Origin of the sequence: Antarcticimicrobium sediminis (assembly GCF_004348975.1) — a bacterium.
GTDB classification, from domain to species: domain Bacteria; phylum Pseudomonadota; class Alphaproteobacteria; order Rhodobacterales; family Rhodobacteraceae; genus Antarcticimicrobium; species Antarcticimicrobium sediminis.
Window position 1 is genome coordinate 1 of record NZ_SMFP01000027.1, and the last position, 17,987, is coordinate 17,987.

Annotated in this window: 12 protein-coding genes and 1 pseudogene; all 13 read left to right on the forward strand. The window is 60.0% G+C overall.

Features of this window, described 5'->3' with window-relative positions; all coding sequences use genetic code 11:
• Positions 1–544: 544 nt before the first annotated feature.
• The 13 genes and pseudogenes from E1B25_RS20850 to E1B25_RS20910 all read left to right on the forward strand — a co-directional run bounded on the left by E1B25_RS20850 (position 545) and on the right by E1B25_RS20910 (position 17,764).
• Positions 545–1,672, forward strand: a complete 1,128-nt coding sequence (locus E1B25_RS20850) for an MHYT domain-containing protein (RefSeq protein WP_132831514.1) — start codon at positions 545–547, stop codon at positions 1,670–1,672.
• Between the two features lie 135 nt (positions 1,673–1,807).
• Positions 1,808–2,662, forward strand: coding sequence for an FAD binding domain-containing protein (locus E1B25_RS20855; protein WP_132831515.1), 855 nt, complete (start codon positions 1,808–1,810; stop codon positions 2,660–2,662).
• A gap of 13 nt (positions 2,663–2,675) precedes the next feature.
• Positions 2,676–3,170 (forward strand): (2Fe-2S)-binding protein, encoded by a 495-nt coding sequence (locus tag E1B25_RS20860; RefSeq protein WP_132831516.1) that lies wholly within the window; start codon positions 2,676–2,678, stop codon positions 3,168–3,170.
• Positions 3,167–5,593 (forward strand): aerobic carbon-monoxide dehydrogenase large subunit, encoded by a 2,427-nt coding sequence (locus tag E1B25_RS20865; RefSeq protein WP_132831517.1) that lies wholly within the window; start codon positions 3,167–3,169, stop codon positions 5,591–5,593. The genes E1B25_RS20860 and E1B25_RS20865 overlap by 4 nt, the downstream gene beginning before the upstream one ends.
• Positions 5,594–5,645: 52 nt before the next feature.
• Positions 5,646–6,521 (forward strand): AAA family ATPase, encoded by an 876-nt coding sequence (locus E1B25_RS20870; protein WP_132831518.1) that lies wholly within the window; start codon positions 5,646–5,648, stop codon positions 6,519–6,521.
• Positions 6,518–7,699 carry a vWA domain-containing protein gene (locus tag E1B25_RS20875; RefSeq protein WP_132831519.1) on the forward strand — a complete coding sequence of 394 codons (1,182 nt, stop codon included), beginning with the start codon at positions 6,518–6,520 and terminating at the stop codon, positions 7,697–7,699. The genes E1B25_RS20870 and E1B25_RS20875 overlap by 4 nt, the downstream gene beginning before the upstream one ends.
• A complete protein-coding gene (locus E1B25_RS20880) occupies positions 7,696–8,475 on the forward strand; it encodes an XdhC family protein (RefSeq protein WP_132831520.1) in 780 nt (259 codons plus the stop codon). Before E1B25_RS20875 ends, E1B25_RS20880 begins: the two co-directional genes overlap by 4 nt.
• 276 nt (positions 8,476–8,751) lie before the next feature.
• Positions 8,752–9,204 (forward strand): SRPBCC family protein, encoded by a 453-nt coding sequence (locus tag E1B25_RS20885; protein ID WP_132831521.1) that lies wholly within the window; start codon positions 8,752–8,754, stop codon positions 9,202–9,204.
• Between the two features lie 337 nt (positions 9,205–9,541).
• Complete coding sequence (locus E1B25_RS20890; RefSeq protein ID WP_132831522.1) at positions 9,542–11,059, forward strand: amidase; 1,518 nt, start codon at positions 9,542–9,544, stop codon at positions 11,057–11,059.
• Between the two features lie 540 nt (positions 11,060–11,599).
• A complete protein-coding gene (locus E1B25_RS22400) occupies positions 11,600–11,785 on the forward strand; it encodes a hypothetical protein (RefSeq protein ID WP_206338606.1) in 186 nt (61 codons plus the stop codon).
• Positions 11,786–12,059: 274 nt separating this feature from the next.
• A complete protein-coding gene (locus E1B25_RS20900; RefSeq protein WP_245510804.1) occupies positions 12,060–14,909 on the forward strand; it encodes a DUF3427 domain-containing protein in 2,850 nt (949 codons plus the stop codon).
• Positions 14,910–15,511: 602 nt separating this feature from the next.
• Positions 15,512–16,147, forward strand: a pseudogene (locus E1B25_RS20905) (ISL3 family transposase); the annotation flags it as partial.
• 276 nt (positions 16,148–16,423) lie between these two features.
• A complete protein-coding gene (locus tag E1B25_RS20910; protein WP_245510805.1) occupies positions 16,424–17,764 on the forward strand; it encodes an alpha/beta hydrolase in 1,341 nt (446 codons plus the stop codon).
• Positions 17,765–17,987 lie beyond the last annotated feature (223 nt).

Sequence of the window (17,987 nt, forward strand, 5' to 3'; positions counted from 1 at the left end):
GGCGCCCGGTATCGGTGACAGAAAGGATCTCTACTTCAGGTCTGTATCTATGGTCGGACATAGCGCCGGACCTACGCCGTGAGCCTCAAGTCAGAAAGACGGGCCTCCCCGGAGGCTTACCAAAGGAGCGCCCCGTGAGGGTTCACGCCTAAGCTTCTGAAATAATGTACGAATATGGAAACTAGGCGGGGTCGCCATTAGCACCGGTAGGGACCCCGAAAAACACTGTAAAGCGTTGTGATTTCGGATCTTAAACCCGGAGGCAGATGGGGGCACTCTTCAACGCCGTTTCACAGTAGGCGGACCAGTTCGTCGTGCGATAGCGGGTGGGAGACGGCTTCGGCATGGGGCGGTTCCAACGCACCGGTTTCGTTCACTGACCCCTCATCACCGATGGCGGTAGAGGGCGGGTGATAGATTGCCCATGCGCCCCTCCTAACCTTTTGGATTTAGTTGGGAATCCATGACAAGCGGAGTTTTCAACACCGCAGGGCTGATGGATCGACAGGTTTGATTTGTTTTCAAATTGATGCCATCAAAGTACATGGAATTCTTGGACGTGAGTCACAGCACAGCACTTGTTGCAGCTTCTATCGTGATCGCCCTGGTGGCGGGCTTCACCGGCTTGACGCTGTCCAAAGACCTTTCAAAACAAACTGTTCTGCGGCGTAAAGGGTCGGTTGCACTCTCTGCCTTTGCCTTGGGCGGGGGCATCTGGTCGATGCACTTTGTCGCGATGCTTGGCATCCAGATGCCTATTCTCTTCTACTACGATGCGGCGATCACGCTTGCCTCTGCCTTGCTGGCGATCCTGATCGTCGGCACGGCCTTGCTGCTTTTGCACTTTCGCGAAAGGACCCCCGTCACACTAACGGCTGCGGGTGTGCTGGTGGGCCTGGGGATCCTTGCGATGCATTACATCGGCATGGCGGGTCTTCAGCTTTGCCGCGCGGTCTATACCCCGGCCGGGATTGCTGTGGCCGTCGTCGCGGCAATCGGGTTTTCGGTGGCCGCGTTCTGGGTTGCTTACGGGCGGCGAACCAATCGCAGCATTCTGCTCGGCACGCTTTGCTTTGGCTTTGCGGTCAGCGGGGTGCATTTTGTCGCCATCGCGGGAACGCGGTTTGTGGCGGTTCCAACCTTGAACGAATTCGGCCCCGTTATGAGCAACGAGACGCTTGCGATGGGGGTTATCATTTCAACCTTCGTCATTTTTGGCTCGTTCCTGTGGATGGGTGTGACCTTTCTGATCCCGACTGCGGCAATGCTGTTGCCCCAAGATTTACCCGGTGTTCCCACGAATGCCCCCCCGGCTGCCGAAGCCGCGAAGACCGCCCCCCTCGCTGTCCGTATTCCGTGCGAGCGCAATGGTGTAACGCATCTGATCGACCCCGCAGAGGTCGCCTTTGTGCGGGCCGAAGGGCATTACACCAATGTCTATACCGGTGATGCAAAGCACTTTTGCGCCTGGTCGATCACCGAGGCGGTAAAGCGGCTGACTGCGGTGGGGTTTATCCAGACGCACCGCAGCTATCTGGTGAACCCGACGCAGATCAAACACTTTGAAAGACTCAAGGATAACGGGGTCTGTCACTTTGCGGCGGCTGATTTGCCAGCCGCCCCGGTCAGCCGGTCCTATCTGAAGCCCGTGCGCGACGCCTTGGGGCTTTAGGCTTTCGCATTTCGTGCAGCCACAGGCGCATTTCGTGAAAAATCCCGGTCCTTTCGTTGATCGGCGCAAGCCTCGGCATACCGCTGCGTACCATCCTGACTCCTGACGGATAATTGCGGAACGGGAGGCGAAGCAATGATACCAGCGGCGTTTGAATACTACAGGCCAAAGGATATGGCGGGGGTGATTGCCCTGCTTCAGGAACACGGAGACGATGCCCGCGTGGTGGCGGGCGGGCACAGCCTGATCCCCATGATGAAGCTGCGGATGGCAGAGGTGCCGCATCTGATCGATTTGCAAGGCATCGACGGGCTGGGCGGGATCACCATCAAAGACGGGGCCGTGCGCATTGGCGCGATGACCACGCAGCACGAGATCATCACCTCGCAAGCTTTGGCCGATGCGGCCCCCATCATGAAAGAGGCGGCGTTGCAGATTGCCGATCCGCAGGTCCGCTATATGGGCACTGTCGGCGGCAATGTCGCAAATGGGGATCCGGGCAACGACATGCCCGGTCTCATGCAATGTCTCGACGCACAGTTTCATCTGACCGGCCCAGACGGGGATCGCGCCGTCGCTGCCCGCGATTTTTACGAGGCGGCCTATATGACCGAGCGGGCCGATGACGAGGTGCTGACCGCTGTCACCTTTGCCACCCCCGTGGGCGGCCATGCCTATGAAAAGCAAAAACGCAAGATCGGCGATTACGCGACAGCCGCCGCCGCGGTGCAAATCTCGAAAGCGGGCGGCAAGGTTGCAACCGCCTCGATTGCGATGACCAACCTGAGCGATACGCCGATCTGGTCGCAGGCCGCTGGCGCGGCACTGCTCGGCACCGATTGCGGGGAAGCAGCCAACAAGGCCGCGGTCGCTGCCATGCTCGACGATATCGATCCAACAGAAGACAACCGTGGCCCGGTCGCCTTCAAACGCCACGCGGCAGGCATCGTCCTGGGCCGCGCCATCGCGCGCGCCTGGTCACGGGCCTAGGGAGGGAAACACCATGTCGAACAAGATGCACGTCAAACTGAACGTGAATGGCGAGGATCACGAATTCCTTGCCGAACCGCGCGAGTTGCTGATCTACGCCCTGCGCGAAAAGCTGAACCTCACGGGGCCGCATGTGGGCTGTGAAACCTCGCATTGTGGGGCTTGCACGGTGACGATGAACGGAAAGTCGGTCAAATCCTGTACCGTCTTTGTGGCGCAGGCCGATGGCGCAGAGATCACGACCATCGAAGGGCTTGGCAGCCCCGGCGCGCTGCACGTCCTGCAAGAGGCCTTCAAGGAACATCACGGCCTTCAATGCGGGTTCTGCACGCCCGGCATGATCACCCGCGCGGCCAAGCTGTTGGAGGAAAACCCCAACCCGACCGAGGCCGAAGTGCGCTTTGGTATCGCTGGCAATATCTGCCGCTGCACCGGCTATCAGAACATCGTGAAATCAATTCTCGCGGCCGCGACCGAGCTGAATGCAGCCAAGGAGGCAGCACAATGAAGGACGACATCACACGCGAAGAACGCGTCGCTGGCCTGAAAGGCATGGGGTGTTCGCGAAAGCGGGTTGAAGACGCGCGCTTTACCCAGGGCAAGGGCAACTATGTCGATGACATCAAACTGCCCGGCATGTTGCACGGCGATTTCGTCCGCTCCCCCTATGCCCATGCCCGGATCAAATCGATCAACATCGACGCGGCGATGGCGCTGCCCGGCGTTGTGGCGGTTCTGACGGCCAAGGATCTTGAGCCGCTTGGCCTGCATTGGATGCCGACGCTGGCGGGCGACAAACAGATGGTTCTGGCCGACGGGAAGGTTCTGTTCCAAGGTCAGGAGGTCGCCTTCGTCGTTGCCTCCGACCGCTATGTCGCCGCCGATGCGGTGGAGCTGGTCGAGGTGGATTACGAAGAGCTCGAGGTTCTTGTCGATCCGTTCAAATCGCTGCAATCCGACGTGGTTCTGCGCGAGGACCTGGTGGCCGAAGACGGCTCGATCCCCAACGGCGCGCATGGCCCCCGCAAGCATCCCAACCACATCTTCACGTGGGAGGTCGGCGAGGAAGAGGCCACCAATCAGGTGATCGACAATGCCGAAGTCGTCGCGACCGAAGAGATGTATTACCACCGCACCCACCCCTGCCCGCTTGAAACCTGCGGATCGGTGGCATCGATGGACAAGGTGAACGGCAAGCTGACCCTATGGGGCACCTTCCAGGCCCCGCATGTCGTGCGCACGGTGGCCTCGATCCTCTCGGGCATCGAAGAGCACAACATTCGTGTCGTCTCGCCGGATATCGGCGGTGGGTTCGGCAACAAGGTCGGGGTTTATCCCGGCTACGTCTGTTCCATCGTCGCCTCCATCGTCACGGGCGTCCCGGTGAAATGGGTCGAGGACCGGATGGAAAACCTGATGTCCACCGCCTTTGCCCGCGACTATTGGATGAAGGGCAAGATCAGCGCCACCAAAGAGGGCAAGATCACCGGTCTGCACTGCCATGTGACGGCGGATCACGGCGCCTTTGATGCCTGCGCCGACCCCACCAAGTTTCCGGCCGGGTTCATGAACATCTGCACCGGGTCCTATGACATCCCCGTCGCCTATCTCGGGGTTGATGGCGTCTATACCAACAAGGCGCCGGGCGGGGTGTCTTACCGCTGTTCCTTCCGCGTGACCGAAGCCGTGTATTTCATCGAACGCATGATCGAAGTTCTTGCGATCGAGCTGAACATGGACCCGGCCAAGTTGCGCTCGATCAACTTCATCAAGAAGGAGCAGTTCCCCTACACGGCCGCCTTGGGGTGGGAATACGACTCGGGCGATTATCAAACCGCGTGGGACAAGGCGCTGGCGGCGGTTGACTACACCGGGCTGCGCGCGGAACAGGCCCAGCGCGTTGAGGATTTCAAGGCCGGCAAGACCCGCAAGGTGATGGGCATCGGCTTGTCGTTCTTTACCGAGATCGTCGGCGCGGGGCCGGTCAAGAACTGCGACATCCTCGGGATGGGCATGTTCGACAGCTGCGAAATCCGCATCCACCCCACCGGCTCTGCGGTGGCACGGCTTGGCACCATCTCGCAGGGCCAAGGTCACGCCACGACCTTCGCGCAAATCCTCGCGACCGAGATTGGCCTGCCTGCCGACAGCATCACGATCGAGGAAGGCGATACCGACACGGCCCCCTACGGTCTTGGAACCTATGGGTCGCGCTCGACCCCTGTGGCAGGGGCCGCAACGGCGATGGCGGGGCGCAAAATTCGCGCCAAGGCGCAGATGATCGCGGCCTATCTGCTGGAAGTTCACGACGACGACGTGGAATTCGACGTGGATCGCTTTGTCGTCAAAGGCGCGCCAGAGCGGTTCAAGACGATGAAAGACATCGCCTATGCCGCCTATCACCAAGCCATTCCGGGGCTGGAGCCGGGTCTGGAAGCGGTCAGCTACTACGATCCGCCCAACATGACCTATCCGTTCGGGGCCTATGTCTGTGTCATGGACATCGACGTCGACACCGGTGTGCCGGAAATCCGCCGCTTCTATGCGCTGGATGATTGCGGCACACGGATCAACCCGATGGTGATCGAAGGCCAGATCCACGGCGGGCTGACCGAAGCGCTCGCCGTCGCCTTGGGGCAAGAGATCGCCTATGACGATATGGGCAACGTCAAGACCGGCACGTTGATGGATTTCTTCCTGCCAACCGCGTGGGAAGTGCCGAACTACGAGACGGACTTTACCGTGACCCCAAGCCCGCATCATCCCATCGGGGCGAAAGGCGTGGGCGAAAGCCCGCATGTGGGCGGCGTGCCTTGCTTCTCGAACGCGGTACAGGATGCGTTCCGCCCCTTTGGCAACCGTCACACCAATATGCCCCATGACCATTGGCGCATTTGGCAGACGGCCAACAGCCTCGGGATGCACGGCTAAAACACCGGGCGCGGGCCGTGTGCAGCGGCCCGCCCCTTCGGGAGGGGATCAAATGACTTGGACAACGCTCCAAACGGCTATGGCCGAACAGGGATATATTGCCTCGGGGGATCTGGCGATGGCGCTGCATCTGTCGCTGTCACTTGGCCGCCCCTTGCTTCTGGAAGGGGCCGCAGGCGTCGGCAAGACCGAGGTCGCGCGGGTTCTGGCGGCGGTGCAGGATACCCAGTTGATCCGGTTGCAGTGCTATGAAGGGCTCGACGCCGCGCAAGCGATCTATGAATGGAATTACCAACGCCAATTGCTGGCGATCCGCGCGGCCTCCGAAGATGGCGAGACAGGCAAGACCGTCGAGGCGCGGATATTCTCGGATGAATTCCTGCTGGAACGTCCCTTGTTGAAGGCGATCCGCCAAGACAAGGCGCCGGTATTGCTGATCGATGAAATCGACCGCGCGGATGAGGAGTTTGAGGCTTATCTGCTTGAAATCCTGTCCGAGTTTCAGGTGACCATCCCCGAAATGGGCACCATTTCGGCGACGACACGGCCCATGGTGATCCTGACCGCCAATGGCACCCGCGACCTTAGCGATGCGCTGCGGCGCAGATGCCTTTATGCCCATGTGCCCTATCCCGATCTGGAAACGGAACTGTCCATTCTGGTGACGCGCTATCCCGACATCACCGACCGGCTCTGCGCGCAGATCGTGGCCTTTGTGCAGTCCTTGCGCAAACAGGAACTGGAGAAAAAGCCCGGCATTGCCGAGATGCTGGATTTCGCCGCCGCCCTAATGGGCCTTGGGGTCGCGGATCTGACCGAGGACCCCGCGATCTTGCATGCGACGCTTGCGACCCTGCTCAAGACCCAACGGGATCGTGACGCGATCCCCACGGAAATCGCGCAACGGCTGGCAGGAAAAGCCGCATGACACGTGTCACCAAATTTGCCGCCCGCGATCCGGGCCCAGCCGCGCGAATGGCCGGCTTTGTGGCCCATCTGCGCGACAATGGCCTGCGCCTCGGCGTCGGCGAAACCGGTCTCGCATTGCAGGCCTTGGCGCAGATCAACGCCGCAAACCCGAACGATGCCCGCCGCGCGCTGAAATCCGTCTTTACCGGCTGTGCGGAAGAGGCCGCGCAGTTTGACGGGTTGTTCAACAGCTTCTGGATGAATGGCGGGCGGGTCAAAACCCGCATGATGCCAACAGCCACCCCAAGCCAAAGCGACAACATCCAGTCCACGCGAGAGGCGCGCGGGGAAACCAGCGGCAGCTCCGGTGACATCAGCACCCCCGACGGCGGAACGGGCGAAGCCGAAAGCGATGGCGAGGGGAAATTGGTCGCCACAGATGTCGCGAACCTGTTCAAGAAAGACCTGCGCGACTTGGTCCAGCCCGAGGATATCGCCGAGGCCGAGCAGATCGCCCTGCGTCTGGGGGCCGCTCTGCGCGATCGTCGCTCGCGTCGCAGGAAAGCCGCCCGCAAAGGCGATCAAATCCACTTTCGCAAAGTCATGCGGCAAAGCCTTGCCACCGGGGGGGAGCCCTTTACCTTGCCCAAACGCCAGCGGCCCGACCGCACGCTGCGGATCACCGCGATTTGCGATGTCTCCGGGTCGATGACCGTCTATTCCCGCATCTTTCTGGCGTTCCTTGCGGGGTTGATGCGGGCGGACGCGCGCGCCGATGCCTATCTGTTTCACACCCGTCTGGTGCGGATCACCGAAGCCCTGCGCGACAAGGACGCCCTGCGCGCGCTTGCGCGTTTGTCGCTGCTGGCGGACGGCTTTGCCGGCGGTTCCCGGATTGGCGACAGTCTGGACAGTTTTGCCGCCACCTATGGCCGCCGCTTCGTAGACAACCGAACCGTCGTGATGATCCTGTCGGATGGCTATGACACCGGCGCGCCCGAGCGAATCTCGGATGCGCTGGTCCGGCTGAAACAACGCGGCTGCAAGATCATCTGGCTCAACCCTTTGAAAGGCTGGGATGGCTATGCACCAACTGCCCGCGCCATGGCCGGGGCCTTGCCGCATCTCGATCTGTTTCGCGCGGCGAATACGCTGGATGATCTGGCGGCCTTAGAGACGGAGTTGGCACGGTTATGACACCCAAACACATCGCTCAGCACGGTCTTCAGACAGGCCAAGACGTCTTTGCCATTGCCACCATCGTGCGCACCGCGGGCACAACCGCCGCGAAACCGGGGGCCAAGGCGCTGTTGCGGGACGATGGCACAATCCTTGAGGGGTGGCTTGGCGGCGGCTGCGTGCGCGGCGCGATCAAAGAGGCCACGCTGCGCGCCTATGTCACTGGCAAGCCTCAGCTCATCTCGGTCACCCCCGAGGAAGGTCTGACCGAAAAAGGAGTGCAGGCGGGCGACGACGTTGACGGCATCCACTTTGCCCGCAACGGCTGCCCGTCCAAGGGCACGGTCGATATTTTCATTGAACCGCATTTGCCCGACCCAGACCTTTTGATTTTCGGAGAGTCCCCGGTCGCGTACAAGTTGGCGGAACTTGCGCCGCAGTTTGGCTGGGCGGTGGTGCCTCCAATCCTGGATATGCCGCTGCCGCCTCGCGCGCCCGGGCGCGGCAGATATCTTGTCATTGCGACCCAAGGCCAGGGCGATCTTGCCGCTCTCAAAACCAGCTTGGCCGAGACCGCCGATTATGTCGCCTTTGTTGGCAGCACGAAGAAATTTGCCAGCCTGTCGGACAAATTGGCGGCCGAAGGCGTCGACCCCGCACAGATTGCGACGGTCCACGCGCCGGCTGGCTTGAATATCGGGGCCGTCACCCCGGCCGAGATCGCCCTGTCGATCCTCGCAGAACTGACGCAGGTCAAACGCACGCGTTTGGCGCAGGTCGCACAGAATGGATAGGGTTGGCGCGATCATCCTGGCTGCCGGCCTGTCGCGCCGGATGGGCGCACCAACCCTGATCTGGCGCATGGGTGGCCGTGCCGCACCCCGGTTTCTGTCACGACATCGCACCCCCGCCGCCTTTGCGGCTTTTCAACACATGGCATCTGAAAGGGCCCCGACATGAACAGATTACGCAAATACTTTGGCGCACTACGCCAAAAATGGACCCTGACACCGGCGCAGGCCGAAACGCTTGCAACCATAAAATTCCCCTGCTGCTGAAAAGGTGCGACCATGGAACTCAATGACCAGATCACCATCAATGCGCCGATGGCGCGGGTTTATGCCGCCCTCAACGATCCTGAAATCCTGCGGCACTGCATTCCGGGCTGTGAAGAGTTGACCCAGCTTTCCGATACCGAACTACAGGCAAAAATCCTTCTCAAGGTCGGGCCGGTGAAAGCGCGGTTCAGCGGGGACGTGCAACTGGACAAAAGCGGCGCACCGGATGCGTTTTCCCTGACCGGCCAAGGCAATGGCGGGGTCGCGGGCCATGCCACGGGCGGGGCCGATGTGACGCTGATTGCAGACGGGGAAACAACCATCCTGACCTATGACGCAAAGGCGAAAATCGGTGGCAAGCTGGCGCAATTGGGAAGCCGGTTGATCCAAAGCACGTCCAAAAAGCTTGCCGCCAAATTCTTTCAAAGCTTTGCTGAGGCGCTGGACGCGGAAAAAGTCGGCTGACCCCATCCCTTTTCCAGACCACACTGCCCCGTTCTGACACAAGTCGCGGCCTCAAGGAGCCTCGAAAGCTCCAGTGATCCCGCAGTTTTCGGTGCGTGCTAAGGCGTCAGCTTATTTTGCGCCCCTCTTGTCGTATGAATTGAGCAGGTCCTGCGTGAAGCTGGAATAGTTGCCCGGCACGGCAGTCGCTTGCGACGCCGGGCAACGGTGGTCTATTGGCACAGAAATTATACAGTCCCCCTGATCAGCAGGCGCACGAGTAGCTTAAGTCACGCCAGGTCCTGTCCAAAGGATGGGGAGTAGCTCAGTATCCAAACTTCCCGAGGAAGGACACACAATGGTTAAATTACCCAATTGCCACCAAGTGGCCGCGATTGCCGACGACCTAGGGTTTGGATTGGATCCTGACGAAGTCAGGATGTTTACCGATCTGGTCAAAGATCCAATGGGCGCATATGCGGCCTTGGACGCACTGCCTGATAACTTGCCTTTACCACGCTGGCCCCGTACGCCGGGCTATGTTCCTGATGCGCAGGACAACCCATTTGGCGCGGTTCAGCGGTTCGTAGACGTAGCTGGTGCAGAAACTGGCCCCTTGGCCGGACGTGAAATCGTCATAAAGGACTGCGTGGCATTGGCCGGCGTCCCGATGATGAACGGCTCGGCGATATTTGAGGGATATACCCCAGAGGTCGACGCAACAGTTGTCGAACGGCTCTTGGATGCGGGGGCTCGGATCGTCGCCAAGACAGCGAACGAGGACTATTGCTTTTCTGGTGGCAGTCATACCAACGCCCGTGGGCCAGTCGATAATCCCTGGCAAAGCGGCTACACGGCAGGCGGATCTTCTTCTGGGACAGCGGCGCTCGTTGGCGGTGGGGTTGTCGATCTTGGGATCGGGACAGACCAAGGCGGGTCTGTGCGCGTGCCGGCAGCCTGTTGCGGTGCGGTCGGGATGAAGCCAACATTCGGGCTGGTCCCCTGCTCTGGCAATCTGGGGATGGAACCCTCAATTGACCATATCGGACCGATCACCAAAACGGTTGCCGACAACGCCCTTGTCCTGTCGGTCATTGCGGGGCCAGATGGCTTGGATGCCCGCCAACAAGGCGCGCCCGCGCAGGAGTATGCCACGGCCATAGATGAGGGCATCGCAGGTCTGCGTATCGGGTTGCTCACCGAAGGGTTTGCCGCCGAAGGATCCGATGCGCGCGTGAACGATGCGGTCAAAACGACGACAGCCGCGCTGGAAGACCTAGGGGCCAGTGTCGTCGATATTTCCGTCCCCTTGCACTTGGTCGGTGGCGCAATCTGGCTCCCTCGCGCTGCAGAGGGCTGCATGGCGACAATGTTTCACGGCAACGGATTCGGATTTGGGCCCAAGGGCTTGTACCTCCCCTCTGCCATGCAGCGGCAGGCCCAATGGCGCGGCCAAGCGCATCTGATGCATGACACGGTCAAGCTGGGGATGTTGATGGGGGAATATATGTTGCGCACCTACGGCGGGCGCTATTACGGCAAAGCGCAAAACCTATCGCGGCATCTGGGAGCGGCCTATGACGCTGCACTTCAAGAGGTTGACGTCTTGATTATGCCAACGCTTCCGTTCTTGCCCCCCAGACGACCCCGCCCCGAAGACGGGCGCGAAGCGGGCATAACATCTGCATTTGGCATGACCTCAAATACCAGCCCCTTCAACGCAACGGGTCACCCGTCTCTTTCGATCCCTTGCGGAACAATTGATGGGCTGCCTGTCGGACTTATGGTGACTGGCCCCATGCTGGGCGAGGGTCTGTTGTACCGCGTCGCCGCAGCGATCGAGAGCCAAGTCGGGCCCCTATCGAAACCGACATAGAAAGCGAAAAAATGAACGATATTGCAGGGCTCTGTTGCGCGAATCCCATAAGGGATTCATCTCGTGAATCCAGCGTGATCGCTGGAGTGCATGAGCAGACCGACATCCCCGACCGACAGGACCAGGAACTGGCCCACCCATAACGAAGCGCTCAATCGCGGGGGCTCTCTGACGATCCACTGGCCTTACGGAGATTGCCTGCAATCGCCGTAAGACTGGTTCGATCCCGAGATGACTTGCGAACCCACGCCAGGCACGGCGCTTTTGCGAAGGAGCCGGCCATCTGGCAAAAACAGACCGGGTTCCCTCTCAGCGATGCAAGCATCGCCTGCCAAGCGACGGACGCAGCAATTCTGGCTCGAATGGGGTCGCTGTTACAAGTGAAGGCGGATCAACCCAAGGGCGAAATGCTGCGTGATCTCAAACAGTTATCAACGGCACGGCAAGCTCTCCTTCTCATGCATGTAAGCATGCACTGCAAGGCAGCGGATCAAGGATCGCACTGCGGCAAAAGCACGACTTGCCGCTACAACCCACCGCTTGCTGTCCCAGCAGATCAAACGCCAATTGAGCCAGATCGACCGCGACCTGTTGCAGATTGCAGATCTGGTCGACACCATCATTGCCGCAGATCAGAAGCTGCGCGCAAAAGCTGACATTCTGGTAAGCATTCCCGGCATAGCCAAGGTCACGGCCTGTGCGATCCTGACGGACATGCCTTGGTAAAGCGAGCATCATGTCGCGCTACAACGATCGTCGGGTTGCCGCACTTCAGGGCCGCGCTGCCGTTCTGAACTGCTACCCGGCGCTCCGCACACGGAGCGGATAGGATAAGTCCGCCCGCGGAAAAGGGAACTGTGGGCTTTACGTTATATGCTCAACGGAGCCCCCAGATGGAAATGGCGTCCAATGCTCTGTGCAATTCCAATACAAACCTGGCAGTTGAGTGTCGTGTATTCTATGATGCCATCACTACAGAAGGTTGAGGAAAAGCAGGCGCTTGTCAGACACGTCGAAGAATTGCCCGATTTGCCAGTGCCGTGCCGAACGCTTGATACGGGCGCCGCGCCATGTCCCGGATTGGGATGATCTTTCCGAATCCGAGCAAATGTTCATGCTGGCCGAAATCGGGCAGGCCTTGGGGCGGGGTGTGCGTGAGCTGACAGCCAGTTCGGACCACCAACATTTCCATCTGAGAGAGCATGAGGATACCATCCAACCCGCCCGGCTGACCACCGGCGGCAACGACCCGCTGCTACCGCTGCTCACCGAACAGCTGGACCAAGCGCAATCCGTGGACCTCGCCGTGGCTTTTGCCATGGACAGTGGCGTCGCCCTGCTGGAACCTTGGTTGCGCGAGTTGCTGGAACGGGGGGGCAGGCTACGCGTGGTGGTCGGGGACTACCTCGACACCACCGATCCAACCGCCCTCGCCCGGCTGTACGATCTCGACGGAGCCGAGCTCTATGTTTTTGAAACCAGCGGTCTTAGCTTTCACCCCAAGGCCTGGCTGTTCCGCGCTGCCAACCAGCGCGGCGCGGCCATAGTCGGCAGCTCCAACCTCTCGCAATCGGCACTTCGCGACGGGGTGGAATGGAACCTGCATTCCGAGGACGCCGCCGACCAGGTCGCCGCCGCCTTCGAAGAACTGCTGCAGAGTCCGCAGGTCCAGCCCCTTACGCCCGAGTGGATCGATGTATACGCCAAGCGCCGCCGCTCCCGTCCACTACCCGAGTTCACAGCACAGGTCGTCGCCGAGGAGGGCCCGCCCCCCGATCCGCACCCGATCCAGCGTGAAGCCTTGGATGCATTGGAAGGCTCGCGCCAGAATGGCCAACGCGCCGGGTTGGTCGTGCTCGCTACCGGTCTCGGCAAGACTTGGCTCGCCGCCTTCGACACGATCGAGACCAAGGCGCAGCGCATCCTCTTCGTCGCACACCGAGAAGAGATCTTGACCCAGGCCATGGCTGCCTTCCGCCGCATCCGCCCCGAAGCCACCCTCGGCCGCTACACCGGCACCGAGAAGTCCGCCGATGCAGACATCCTCTTTGCCTCGATTCAAACCCTGGGGCGTATCGGGCATCTGCGCCAGTTTACGCCGGACCATTTCGACTACATCATCGTCGACGAATTCCATCATGCCGCCGCACGTACCTACCAGGCACTGATACGACACTTCACGCCAAGGTTCCTATTGGGTTTAACAGCGACGCCGGACCGATCTGATGGCGCCGACCTGCTCGGCCTGTGCGGCGAGAACCTCGTTTACAGCTGCGACCTGTTCCGCGGCATCGACGAGGGCCACTTGTCGCCATTCCACTATTTCGGCGTGCCCGACGACGTGGATTATGCCCAGATCCCTTGGCGTTCGGGCCAGTTCGACCCGACTGCGCTGGAAACTGTACTGGCTACGCAGGCTCGCGCGCGCAACGCGCTGGAGCAGTATCGCGACAAGGCCCAGGGCCCAGCGATCGGTTTCTGCTGCTCCATGCGGCACGCTGATTTCATGGCCGAGCTGTTTAACGCCGAAGGCATTCGCGCCGTCTCGGTGCACTCTGGGCCCGGCTCGGCACCACGCGCGTCGTCGTTGGCGGCCCTTGGCAAGGGCGAGATCGACATCCTCTTTGCCGTGGACATGTTTAACGAGGGCGTAGACGTGCCCGAGATCGGCACCGTCCTGATGCTGCGCCCAACGGAAAGCGCCATCGTCTGGCTACAACAGCTGGGTCGCGGCCTGCGCAGGGTCGAGGGCAAGGTGCTGAAGGTCATCGACTACATCGGCAATCATCGCAGCTTCCTGACCAAGGTCGCGACCCTACTCCAATCCGGAAGCGGCGACAGGTCGATTTCCAGCCGCTTGGAAGCGCTGGACAATGGTACCTTCCAGATGCCCGCGGGCTGCAAGATCACCTATGATTTGGAAGTCATCGAGACGCTGCGCGCCCTACTGCGCCCGCATGAAGGCGCCGCCGAGATCGAAGCGTTCTACCGCGATTTCCGCGAGCGCACGGGCACGCGTCCAACCGCCGCCGAGCTTTATCGCAATTCCTTTGACCCGCGCGCCTCAGGTCATGGCAGTTGGTTCGCCTTCGTTCGCGATATGGGCGACGACCTGCCCGAGCGCCCCTTCGCAACCCATGGACGCCTGCTCTCCGATATTGAAAAGCCGCGCGGGCTGAACCGCGCCGCGTTGGTTGGACTGCGCGACCTGACAGCTGGTAGCATGCCCTCCGAAGGCGCGGTAGAGCTTGCCTTCAACACACACGTCACCGGCGAAGGCACCCGCCTTTCGCGGCCGGATGCCAGTGGCCTACTTGGCCAATTGGTTGACGAACTGGTCGAATGGCGCCTGGCAGAAATGCCTTCTGTCCGGGCTGCGGCCGAACCTAAGCCGACCTTCAAAGGGAAATCCGATACGCTTGAACCCTACCAGCGCTACTTCGTCCCAGATATTGCCGCGCATTTCGAAGTAGAATGGGCCAACCACCTGTGGCGCACGGGGATGAAACCGCTACCGGACAAGAAGATCATGATCCTGCTGGCCGGCGTCGCCAATCCGGAGCAAGTCTATCCAAACAAATTCCTTTCGCCCACCCGCCTGCAATGGTTCAGCCAGAACCAGACAAAACAGGCGAGCAAGCATGGCCGCATCCTGAATGGCACCGAGGGGCACACCGTGCACCTCTTCATACGCCGCGGGAACAAGTTGAACGGCAAGGTAAATCCCTTCATCTACTGCGGTCAGCCCAGCTTTGCCGGTTGGGAGGGAGAAAAGCCTATCAAGGTGCAATGGGATCTCGCCACACCCGTGCCGCGCTCGCTTTGGGCGGAACTCGGAATCCCCGGATGACAGCTCTGCGATGAACAGGCAAACAGACGAAGCATGACGGACATGCGTCGCAAAGATCTCATCTCGCGCTTCCTGCACTGGACGTGGACGGATGATACCGTGGCCCGCCAATCTATCACCAAACCCGGCGCACAGTCCAACACCTAAGCGGACAACGCTATCCGGCCGGTCCACGCCCTTCTTGCCTCTCTGTTACAACAGGCGAATTCACCCAATGCTGAGAGGGGCTTACGGCCAGAAAGTGTTTCCAGACCAGATCAGCGGAAAGTCGAGGCAATCAGATCGGCGCACAACCCCGGCAGGGCATTCGCATCAAGCCTCGCCGATAAGGCATCCTGGGCGAGCAGCTCGGGGGGCAAGGGGCACGCGCTTCCGCCGGGCAGACGGCGACGCAGACAGGCTTGCCTCGGAAGGCGACGAAGATGAGGGCGGTTCCGACGGGGCCGTTCCGGCCGGGCGTGCGGGGACCACGCCCGAAGTGCGGCCCTTGCTCATGATATGCCCGGGTGTCAATCGGCATGCAATTCTGGCTCTGACGCAGATTTGGTGCAGTTCTGGCATGGCTAACGCTATATTTCGGCCATCTTTCGCGGAGGTTGCCGATGGCGTTGCACTTTTCACGGCGGGATTTTCTACCCGCAGGTCTCAAGGCCGATCAGATCGCACTTGTCGAAAACACGATCCGGATCCATTCACATTCCGCCAAAACTGCGGCGTCCTGTCCGCACTGCGGCAGGATTTCGCGGCATGTCCACAGCAGGTATCGGCGTCGTCCGGCTGATCTGCCGGCTCATGGCCGGGCTGTGGAATTGGTCTTGCTGGTTCGTCGCTTTCGGTGCCGCGCCATGAATTGCTCTGCGAAGATATTCGCGGAGCGGTTCCCACCTGCGGTGACCCGGCCGTATGCGCGGCGCACCTCCCGTCTGCAAGGGCGGGTCCGGCACCTTGGCTTGGCACTGGGCGGGCGTCCAGCACAGGCACTTGCTGCACGGCTCCAGCGGCCGGCCAGCAAGGATACCTTTCTGCGCAGCATTCGAAGCACGGCGGAGGCTGCCAGCAGCGAACTCCGCGTCATCGGCATCGATGACTGGGCATGGCGCAAAGGTCAGCGGTACGGCACGTTGATCTGCGATCTGGAGCGGCGCCGGGTCATCGATATTCTTCCGGACCGGGAGCCTGCTACGGTGGAGGCGTGGCTGCGGGTCAGCCCATCGCCCCGATCAGTCTTGATCTCGCGGCTTGATTAGGCCCAAATCCCCATGCCCGGAGGACGCCGCCGGAGAATTTCCACCAGATTCGAGACACGACCGTCTGACATCACCGCAAAATGATCTGGACAGCACATATAAGCTCTCCAGTTTTCTGGGAATAGAGGTACAGTCAGGATTCAGGTCGCCGCTTGTCTTTGGCTTTGACCAACTAATAAGACGCCGGTTCGTGGACAAAAGACCAAGTGCGGACGCTGTGATGATCCGTTCACGCCATCAGTTTTGAACCTGCGAGGAAGGCTCGATTTGTACTGCGCTGATCGCATCAACCAAAAAACACGTATGGTGGGAAATATTCCCCGCCTGCTGACGATTTTGCTGCTGGCGGTGGTGATGACGGGTTGCGGAAACTCTGCTGGGCGGTTTTCCTCAACACCGAATTTGTACAGCACAGGTAGAAACTACCCTGCGCAGGGAGTGTCTGAAGCCCTTAGAACTGTAACCCCGCAGATGTACTTTGTCACTGACAGAGCGCAGGTGAAACAAGGTGAAAACTCGGCCGGGTATGGTCTGGCCCGTTCGAATTCAATGGTTTTCGGGGCAGCGAAGGTCCAGTTTGGCGATACAAAGGATTGGGAAGACCTTGTACAGCGGACCCATTCAGATTCCGGTCAAAGGTTTTCATCGCTAGTCGTGCAACCGGCCCGAGAGGTTGTTAGGTTCCCGGCAACACCGCTTCCCTTTGAACGCCTCAATGGGCGCATTCACAACTTGGCTGGACCCGAGCAAGAATATCAGCAGCAGGTCCGCCTGTTTCAAGCCGCCATCAGCGATGAAATCAAACGCACCGGGAACGGACGGATCCTGATTTACGTGCATGGGGTAAAGAACCAATTTGACGACTCGTTGACGGTACTGGCCAACCTTTGGCATTTTACCGGGCGGGAATCTTTGCCGATCGCGTTCAGTTGGCCAGCCGGGAACAGCGGGATCTTTGGATATTTCAAAGATGTTGAAGCCGGCGAGTTTTCGATTTTTCACCTAAAAGAGTTTCTGCGGATGCTGGCTGACATTCCGGAAGTCGAAGATATCGACATCGTTGCGCATTCGCGAGGCACCGTCGTGGTGACTTCGGCGCTAAGAGAGCTAATCATCGAGCAGAGGGGAAAAGGGAGAAAGCCAAAGCTGGCATTGAAAACCGGCACCTTGATTCTGGCTGCCGCAGATCTGGACGTCGGTGTGATGCAGCAACGGTTAATGGCCGAGCATTTTGCCGAAGCGTTCGAGCAGATCAATGTCTATATCAACAGCAATGATAGCGCTTTGCATTTATCATCAGCTCTCACCAGCGCACCTCGGTTTGGTGCGTCGAGTGCTGCGGATTTCAGTCTAGGCGAGTTGGAAAGCCTTGGGCGGATCGGGTTGGTAAATTTCATTCAGGTCGAGAAAGCTGGCAGCGCGTATGGACATTCGTATTTCCGCCAGAATCCTGCGGTGATGTCGGATATCGCATTAACCCTGCGCACCCGAGCGTTTCCTGGCGGCACATTGCGGCCGCTGGAATTGGACGAGCAAAACCTCTGGACGCTGCACCCGGATTACCCCTTGGAAAGTTTGCCTGATCTTTCGCAATTTTATGACAGATAGGTGTCAGGGAACCCCCAATAACCTCGGGTTTCTGATGTGTTCGTTGCAGTTGACTTGAGTGATCCAAGAACCCCGTCGGAGGGATTTTCCTGGGATGGGCAAGCCGGTCGTGTCGCGAAGGTGGTGGAAATTTGAAGGTGGCGTAATCTCCGGGTGAACTCAAACCCACCCAACCGGCGGCAGCAACCGCCAAGGAGATCACGCCATGAAGAACAATACCGAC